The 8,913-nt window shown below is 26.5% G+C and carries 9 protein-coding genes; all 9 read left to right on the top strand.

The genetic code is table 11. From position 1 onward, the window contains the following. The first annotated feature begins 136 nt into the window (after positions 1-136). Positions 137-1,483, top strand: a complete 1,347-nt coding sequence (locus tag NBH14_RS24325; protein WP_250817820.1) for a lipopolysaccharide biosynthesis protein — start codon at positions 137-139, stop codon at positions 1,481-1,483. Beyond that, a complete protein-coding gene (locus tag NBH14_RS24320; RefSeq protein ID WP_186961996.1) occupies positions 1,476-2,207 on the top strand; it encodes a class I SAM-dependent methyltransferase in 732 nt (243 codons plus the stop codon). Before NBH14_RS24325 ends, NBH14_RS24320 begins: the two co-directional genes overlap by 8 nt. 38 nt (positions 2,208-2,245) lie before the next feature. After that, on the top strand, positions 2,246-2,995 hold the full coding sequence (locus tag NBH14_RS24315; RefSeq protein ID WP_186961995.1) for an FkbM family methyltransferase: 750 nt from the start codon (positions 2,246-2,248) through the stop codon (positions 2,993-2,995). A gap of 40 nt (positions 2,996-3,035) precedes the next feature. Then, complete coding sequence (locus NBH14_RS24310; RefSeq protein WP_186961994.1) at positions 3,036-3,956, top strand: glycosyltransferase family 8 protein; 921 nt, start codon at positions 3,036-3,038, stop codon at positions 3,954-3,956. 74 nt (positions 3,957-4,030) lie between these two features. Beyond that, entirely contained in the window at positions 4,031-5,062 is a 1,032-nt protein-coding gene (locus tag NBH14_RS24305) for an EpsG family protein (RefSeq protein WP_186961993.1), read from the top strand. A 246-nt stretch (positions 5,063-5,308) separates the two neighbouring features. Continuing rightward, complete coding sequence (locus tag NBH14_RS24300) at positions 5,309-5,887, top strand: class I SAM-dependent methyltransferase (protein ID WP_186961992.1); 579 nt, start codon at positions 5,309-5,311, stop codon at positions 5,885-5,887. A 7-nt stretch (positions 5,888-5,894) separates the two neighbouring features. After that, complete coding sequence (locus tag NBH14_RS24295) at positions 5,895-6,992, top strand: glycosyltransferase family 4 protein (protein ID WP_186961991.1); 1,098 nt, start codon at positions 5,895-5,897, stop codon at positions 6,990-6,992. Between the two features lies 1 nt (position 6,993). Then, the gene (locus tag NBH14_RS24290) at positions 6,994-8,082 is read left to right on the top strand and encodes a glycosyltransferase (protein ID WP_186961990.1); all 1,089 of its coding nucleotides are present in this window, start codon (positions 6,994-6,996) and stop codon (positions 8,080-8,082) included. A 39-nt stretch (positions 8,083-8,121) separates the two neighbouring features. Then, positions 8,122-8,907: a methyltransferase domain-containing protein gene (locus tag NBH14_RS24285; protein ID WP_186961989.1), complete on the top strand. Its 786-nt coding sequence runs from the start codon at positions 8,122-8,124 to the stop codon at positions 8,905-8,907. The last annotated feature ends 6 nt before the right edge of the window (positions 8,908-8,913 follow it).

The following is an 8,913-nucleotide window of genomic DNA, read 5'->3' as shown; positions in this document are numbered from 1 at the left end:
TTAAATTATTGTAATTTTACGCTCGTCGGGACGGGTGGTCCCGCCCCTTGGCGCGGGCCGTTCCCCGACCGATGAGTTTTCTAGAGATAAATAATGCGTGACACAGTTTATTTTACACTACCGTTTAATAATAAACTTGATTATAACAACTATACTTGCTCGTTTGCTTGAGCCAAATGATTTTGGAGTCGTTTCAATTGCTTTGATTGTAATTAATTTTTTTGCAGTATTTAGTGATATGGGACTGGCTCCTGCAATTATTCAGAGAAAGGATTTAAATGAACAGGATCTATCAATTCTTTTTTCCTTTACAATTGTATTAGGAGTCTTTATGGCATTTATTTTTTATTTGATAGCACCATACATCTCTTTGTATTATGATAATGAGTTACTTACTCCTGTTTGTCAATTGTTGGCTATAAATGTTTTTTTTGCTTCAGCTAATATTGTACCAAATGGTTTGATACTAAAAAATAAGCGTTTTCGTTTTATGGCTGTTCGTACTCTATTTGTACAATTATTGTGCGGAATAGTATCTTGTATATTAGCTTTTAATAGTGCTGGAATTTATTCTTTATTATTAACCCCTATAACTTCAAGCGTATTTATCTTTTTTATAAACTATAAACAACATAGATTGAATTTTAGTTTTACTATTAATAAAAGCACCTTTTCTAAGATAGCATCTTATTCAATGTTTCAACTTTTATTTAATATTTCATCTTATGTTGTTTGTAACTTAGATAAGTTTATTATAGGAAAAAGATTGGGAATGAGTCAGTTAGGTTTTTATGATAAATCCTATCAATTGATTCAATTACCAATAGTGACTACAGCAAATGTTCTTATACCAGTTTTGCATCCTCTTTTAAGTAATTATCAGCATGATAATGAAAAAGTATTACATTATAATGATCAAATTGTAAAAGTTTTAGCTTTCATAGGATTTACTCTATCTGTCTTTTTTTATTTTTCATCAAGAGAGATAATAATATTATTATTTGGATATCAATGGATAGAGGCAATTCCTGTATTCAAAATATTATCATTGTCTATAGGATGGCAAACAATTATGTCATCTTGTAATGCTTTCTTTCAAGCTGCTAATTCTACTAAATACCTTTTTGTAGCAGGTATTTATAATTCTATAATAATAATAATATCTTTGGTTGTTTCTGTTATTTTTTATTCTTCTGTTGAATCTTTAGCATGGGCATGGGTTATATCTCGTATTCTTAATCTAATTAATACATATTGGTTTCTAAATGTAAAAGTTTTGAAAGGAAAATACAGCTGTTTTATTAAGCAATTATATAAACCTATATTGTCATCTATTTTCATTTCTATAATTTTATGTGTTTTGGATATGTATACTTCTAATTATAGACTTATTATTTCTTTTTTATTGAAGTCATTGTTGATATTACTTTTTATAATCATTATATATTTTAATTTACATAAAAACGAAGCAATAAATGAATAGATCTTTAATTGAGTATCGTATAAATTCTTTTTGTACAACGAATGTCTTAGATCGAAATTATCTCCATTATAAATATTTTCATAAAGATTTGAAAAATATTTTATCTACATATGTTCAAAAAGATGATATAGTTTTGGATATAGGTTGTGGTAATAAGCCATACGAGAGATATATTAGAAGTTTGACTAAAAGAGCTGATGGTAAAGGATATGTGGGGTGTGATGTTGCTCAATCTTCAGATTTCCGAGTAGATTTTTTATGCGATGCTACAAAAATACCATTGGAATCAGAAAGTTTTAATATAGTAATTTGTACTCAGGTATTAGAACATGTATATGATTTTGAAAACGTTATTTTAGAGGCATATCGTTTGCTAAAACCAGAGGGAGTATTAATTGTTAGTGCTCCGTTAGTGTGGCCACATCATGAAATTCCATATGATTTTTTTCGTTTTACTTATTTTGGATTAAAAAAATTACTATTAAATTCAGAATTTAAAATTGAATATCAGTGTGCAAATGGAGGAAAATGGGCTGTGTTGGGATTGATCTTTGCTCATGTTTTATCTCCATCTAAATCTAAATATTTTTTTATTCGAAAATTACTCTCTTTGTTCAATCGTGTTATTATTACTATATTGAATATTGTATTTTGTTTTTTGGATGAAATATTTAAGGATACGGATTATATTACAATTAATCATGTCTTTGTCGGAAAAAAATGAATGTATTATCGGTTTTAATATGCTTAAATAATAGTAAAATGAACTTTGTGAGAAAAATAGCTAATTTTATCAGAGATTATAGAATTATAGGGATAGATGCTTTTAAATTGGAGTTTTATCCAATTTTAGGGAAAAGAAAAGTGACAGTTAAATTGAATGGGTATAGGTATCCTATTTCATTAAGATGTAATATGGCCGATTATATTACATATTCTCAGGTTTTTTTGAAAAAAGATTATGAGTTTGATATTTTAAATACGTTGAATCCATCTGTTATTATTGATTGCGGAGCAAATATAGGCCTTACATCTGTTTATTATAGGAATAAATATCCAGGTGTACATCTGATTTCAATAGAACCAGAAGATAATAATTATCAAATGTTGATAGAAAATATGAAATACTATGAAAATGTTTTGTGTTTGAAAAATGGTGTTTGGAATAAAAAATGTAATTTGAATATAGTTGATAAAAGTGTATTAGATAACTCGTTTGTTGTTTGTGAATTCCCTGGATCATTAGGTATACAGGCGGTTACAATTGGTGACATAGTAAAGGATTACAATTTGGATAAAATTGATATATTGAAAATAGATATTGAGGGTTCTGAGAAAAGAATATTTTCAGGAGGGTATGAAACTTGGTTGCCTCTTGTTAAAGTTTTAATAATTGAATTACATGATAGATTTGTTCCTGGATGTGCAAAAGCCGTTTTTGATGCATTGGTGTCATATAAATATAAAATGTATATTAAAGGGGAAAGTGTATGTTTATATTTTGAAAAATGAATTTTTATTTAATCGTTTTTGTTGATTGTTATTATATAATATGATGAATATAGTTTCTTGTATAGATGATAATTTTGCGCTTTATTGTGGTGTGATGTTGACATCATTATTTGAAAATAATAAAGATGAAAATGTAACAGTTCATATAGTTGTTGATACTATAAGTAATTTTAACAAGAATAATCTTGTTAAAATTGTATCAAGATATGGACAATCGATTAAGTTTTATGGAATAGATTCTGATATTATTCACTATTGTCCTGTTGTGGAGGGTAGATATACACTTTCTACTTATTATAGAATCTTATTGCCTAGTTTACTCTCAAATGATATATCTAAGGTCTTGTATTTAGATTCTGATATAATAATTCGGGGTAGAATAGATGAGCTATGGAATATAGATATAAGAAATTTTTCATGTGGTGTTGTTATCGACAGTTTGGCTCAATCAATAGATGAAATATTTGATCGATTAGAATATTCAAAAGATTTGAAATACTTTAACGCAGGTGTGATGTTGATGAATTTAGATTATTGGAGAAAATATGATTTGCAAAATGAAACATTAAGCTTTATTAGAAAAAATCCTGAAAAAATAAAAATTGTTGACCAAGATGCTTTAAATTATATTTTGAGAGATTCTAAATTGATAATATCCTATAAGTATAATGTTTTGGATCCATTATATAGAGTTGATCCAATCTATGATAAGGCTGATTTTTGTGAAATTAATGATTCTATAAAGAATCCAATAATATTACATTTCTCTCAAAGAAAACCTTGGAAAATATATTGTTTACATCCTCTGAGAAATGAATATTATAAATATTTAAAAATTTCGAAATTGAAAACAATTAATAAAAGAGTTATGATTAGTGATATTAAATGGATTGTTTCTTTGTTTTTATTTAAAATTGATTTATTAAAACGAGAGTCTTATAATTATATTAGAAATATTTGATTTTATATTGAATGTATTTGGTGTTTATTTTTATTTTATTATTATTGTCATATTTGATAGTTACATATACTGATATGAGATGTACAAAATTAAACTTATATTTGTTTTATGTATGGATAATGATTTTTTTTCTTTTGTCATTTCTTCGTTGGGATAGAGGCGCTGATTGGATGAGTTATTATGATTACTTCTTGAATTTTACTAAACCTGATGAAGGAATGTTTTTTGAATTTGGATATCAATACTTATCTTGTTTTATACGTAATGTATTCAATAATTATACAATCCTTTTATTTGTACAATCCTTAATTATATATTTTTCATTTCTTATTACAATAAGAAATTTTAGTCTAAATCCAGTTTTTTCTTTGTTGATTTTTTTTTCAATCATATTTGCTGATATTTATTTTGTAAGACAAAATGTGGCTATTGCTATTACTTTTTTTTCATTTAATTATATTTATAAAAAAAGAATTCTTGTTTTTATTTTATTTGTTCTACTAGCTTCTTCTATACATGTCACATCAATAATTTTTATATTGGCTTATCCAATATACTATTTAAGGTTGTCAAGGAAAAGTTTGTTTGTTTTATTTATTTGTTTTATAGGTTCAATTTTTTTTATTGAACCTTTGTTGATTTATTTTTCTAATTCTTTTGATTCCATAGTATCATTTAAAATAGCAAGATATATTGCATTAGCAGAAGATCCTGCTAAAACTGGTGCAAATGATGGAGTTACATTAATTGATTTATTGATAAAAGGAATGATTTCTAGATTTGTTATTCTAATTGCTATTTTAGGTTTACTGAATACTCTTAGGATGAATAACAAATTGCTTAATGGTATTAGTAACTTTTATATTTTTGGATGCTTCTGTTATTTTTCTTTAGCTCCTTTGGGTATTGCATTTGCTAGAGTGGTTAATTACTATGAAATATTTATTATCCTTATTATTCCATATCTATTTAGAACATTGACATCAAAACGGATTAAATTATTGATGCTTATATTTGTTATTTCTTATTGTTCTATTCGTTTTATTAGTGGTTATAATAGGCATCCAACGCTTTATTCTCCTTATAAATCTATATTTTATAAGTAGTAATATTTTAATTGAAGGGTTTTGTTGTTTTTTATCTTTAACTTATAGTGATTTTTTTATATTAGAAAATATTTTGTTTGATATGTTGTATTAATTGATAAAAAAATGAAAATGAAGATCTATTTTAATCAAATTAAAAATTATTTGAAATGTAATTCTTACTTGTATGTTTTTGTTATACGGTATTATCGCAGTATTACTTATAATAGAAGCGGTTGTAAGTTGAAAAATAAAAATCCTTTCTCAATGATATATAAAGAAAATCTTTGGGAATGTAAAGAATCTGTATCTGGATGGGGATCTACATTTGTTTCAACAACTTCTCTAAGAAAATATTTGCCTGCAATATTTGAAAAGTACCATATTGATTCAATTCTGGATATACCTTGTGGTGATTACAATTGGATGAAATATGTTGATAAGGGGAATCTAAAATATATAGGAGCTGATATTGTTGAAGAATTGATAGAAATTAATAAAACGAAATACCCAGGTATTGATTTTCGCGTAATTGATTTAACAAAAGATGAATTGCCTCAAGTTGATTTGATATTTTGTAAAGATTGTTTGCAGCATTTATCATATCAAAATATTTTTTTGGCAATAGAAAATATTAAAAGAAGTAAATCAAAATATTTACTTACCACTTCATATCCTTTAACAATAAGAAATTGTGATATAAATACTGGTGATTGTTATTCTATGAACTTACATAGAAAACCATTTTACTTTCCTAAGCATATAGATAAAATTAAAGAGCCATTGCGTATTGCAGGAAATGAGATTGATAAGACAATGTATTTATGGGAAATAGATAAATTGTAATATTGAGATGAAAAAAATATCTTTAATTTATCTTGGTATTAAAGGGGTTGGTACTATACTAGCTTTTGAAATGTTTCGAGCTTTATCGGAATATAACTCTTGTTCTTTGGTGATTATTTCTCAGTGGATAGATAATTTAGAAGAATGGGATTATTTTGCTAAAAATCGAAATGTAAAATTGTTAAAATTAGATACATATACATCAAAAAATGATTATTTAAAAAAAACGTTTAATATTGGTGTTTTTTTTAAAATAAGAAATGAGTTAAAAACAATATCTCCAGATTGTATTTATTCTCCTATGTCAGATTTATGGCAAAATTTGATTTTTTCTTTATTTATACCAAAAGGTATTATTCGTGTAAGGACTATACATGATTTAGTTCGGCATAAGGGAGAAGATTCTTTATTGTTGAGAGTTAATCATAAATTTTCTTTCTTTTTTTGTGAAAAAATAGTTGTCTTATCAAGAAAATTTGTTTCTGATTTGAATAAAAAAGGAATAGATAGTAATAATATAATAGTAATTCCGCATCCTAATCTTAATTATTATGTAAGTAACAGTTTTCAATGCCATAATACTTTTCATAATAGAATTATGTTTTTTGGTCGGATTGTTAAATATAAAGGTTTGGATATATTATTATCAGCATTGAAGATTGTTGTGAAAACTATACCTTCATTAAAGATTGTGATTGCTGGAGCAGGTGATACTTCTCCATATACATCTTTATTCAATGAGTTAAGAGATAATTTAGAGCTAAAACTTTATGAGATACCTAATGATGAAATAGCAAGCTTATTTGGTCATGTTGATTATCTTGTTTTACCGTATATAGAAGCTTCACAATCAGGCGTTATTCCATTAGCATATAGTTTTGGAAAACCAGTAATAGCATCAGATGTTGGAGCGATATCAGAACAAGTGACTCTAGATACAGGTATATTAGTTGAACCTGGTAATGTCGAACATTTGGCTAGTGCCATTATTGCATTAACTATGGATAGACAACGCATTTTGTCTATGTCAGTTTGTGCAAAAAAATTTTCTCAAAAAGAAATGAAGTGGGAAGCTGCTGCATTGAAATTATTGAAATCAATATAATATGAAAATTTTACAAGTAATTAATAATATGTCTGTAGGGGGAGCTCAAAAGTTTGTATTAGATTATATTCCAGAACTTTTAAATAGAAATCATGTAGTTGATATCATTTTATTAGAAAATATAGATTCCCCTTTTTTTAAAATATTAGAAAAATACAATGTTAAATTGTATAAATTATATTCAAATACAGTATATAATCCATTATTGATTTTTAAAATATTAAAACTGCTAAATAACTATGATATTGTACATGTACATCTTTTTCCTTCTTTATATTGGGTTGGATTGGCAAAAATATTTATAAAAAAAGCTCCAGTATTTATTTATACAGAACATAATACTGAGAATAGAAGGCGTTTTTTTTGTTTTTTTAAGTGTGTTGATAAGTTTGTGTATAGACAATTTGATAAAATAGTGACAGTTTCTGATGAAGCTACAGTACAGTTAGTGAAATATTTGGGAACCGAATTTAAAATGGAATGTATATATAATGGGATAAATATAAAAACTTATTTATCAGCACTATCTTCTGATAAGAGATCAATGTTTAATCTTGACTCAGCAACAGTATTATTACTAATGGTCGCTGGATTTAGAAAAGCAAAAGACCAGAATACTATAATATATGCGATGAATAAACTACCAGATAATTATCATTTAATATTAGTAGGTGATGGTGAAAGAAGGAAGATTAGTGAGTCTTTAATTGCAAGCTTGAATCTTTCTCAAAGGGTTCATATGTTGGGTGTTCGTAATGATATTCCTCAAATTTTGAAAACAGTCGATATAGTTATCATGTCTTCCTATTATGAAGGATTATCTTTATCTTCAATTGAAGGAATGTGTGTTGGAAAACCATTTGTGGCTAGTGATGTTCATGGACTACATGAAATTGTATTTGGAGCTGGAGTCTTATTTCCAAGAGGTGATTCTGATAAGTTGGCAGAAGAGGTACTAAAATTAACTTCAAATTCTAAATATTATAATGAAGTAGCAGCAAAATGTTTTGCGCGTGCAAAATGCTTTGATTTGGGCAAAACTGTCGATTTGTACGAAAATGTTTATTATTCTTTATTGAATAGAGGATAATAGTAGAATATAATGAATATTGATATATAAGTAATTTCTATGAATGTTATTTTAAAGGAAAAAATTCGACCATTTTATAATTTCTTTTTAAAAGTTTCTGGTCAATTATTCCATAGAGGAAAAAAATATATTTGTCCTTTTTGTGGATTTTTGTCAAATGATTTGATTTTGATTGGTGGTAAGGCTGATGTGTTAAAGAAATATGAGGCTATAGGTGCTGGTCGTAGAAGAGGAAGTTGTTGGAATTGTCAGGCATCGGATAAGGAAAAATTATTGTATATTTATTTACGTGATTATGCGAAAATTTTTGATGGATCCCAAAAGTCTATTTTACATATTGCACCTGAGTTTCATTTGTCTAATCAAATATTGCGTTGTAAAAATATCACATATACATGTGGTGATCTGTTTGCAGAGGGTTATACTTACCCTAATTATGTACAATATATGGATTTGTTAGATTTGCAGCTTACGGATAATATCTATGACATCGTTATTTGTGCTCATGTATTAGAACATATTCCTGATGATAAAAAAGCTATGAGTGAAATATTTCGGGTCCTTAAACCTAATGGTTTTGCTATTATTCAAGTACCTTTATCTAAATTATTAAATAAAACATTAGAGGATATTACAATTCAAGATCCTAAAATACGCTATAAATTGTTTGGACAAAAAGATCATTATAGACTTTACGCACAATGTGATTATATAAAAAACTTGAAAGATATTGGATTTGAGGTAGAAGTACGTAATATTTCTGTAGAGAATATGAAATATGGACTGAATCCAATGGAAGATTTATATATATGTCATAAAAAATAGGATTGT

Origin of the sequence: Parabacteroides caecihominis (assembly GCF_023656785.1) — a bacterium.
In the GTDB taxonomy this organism is placed as follows: Bacteria; Bacteroidota; Bacteroidia; order Bacteroidales; family Tannerellaceae; genus Parabacteroides; species Parabacteroides segnis.
The sequence above is the reverse complement of the archived record's forward strand: the minus strand, read 5'-3'. Positions and strand labels throughout refer to the sequence as shown.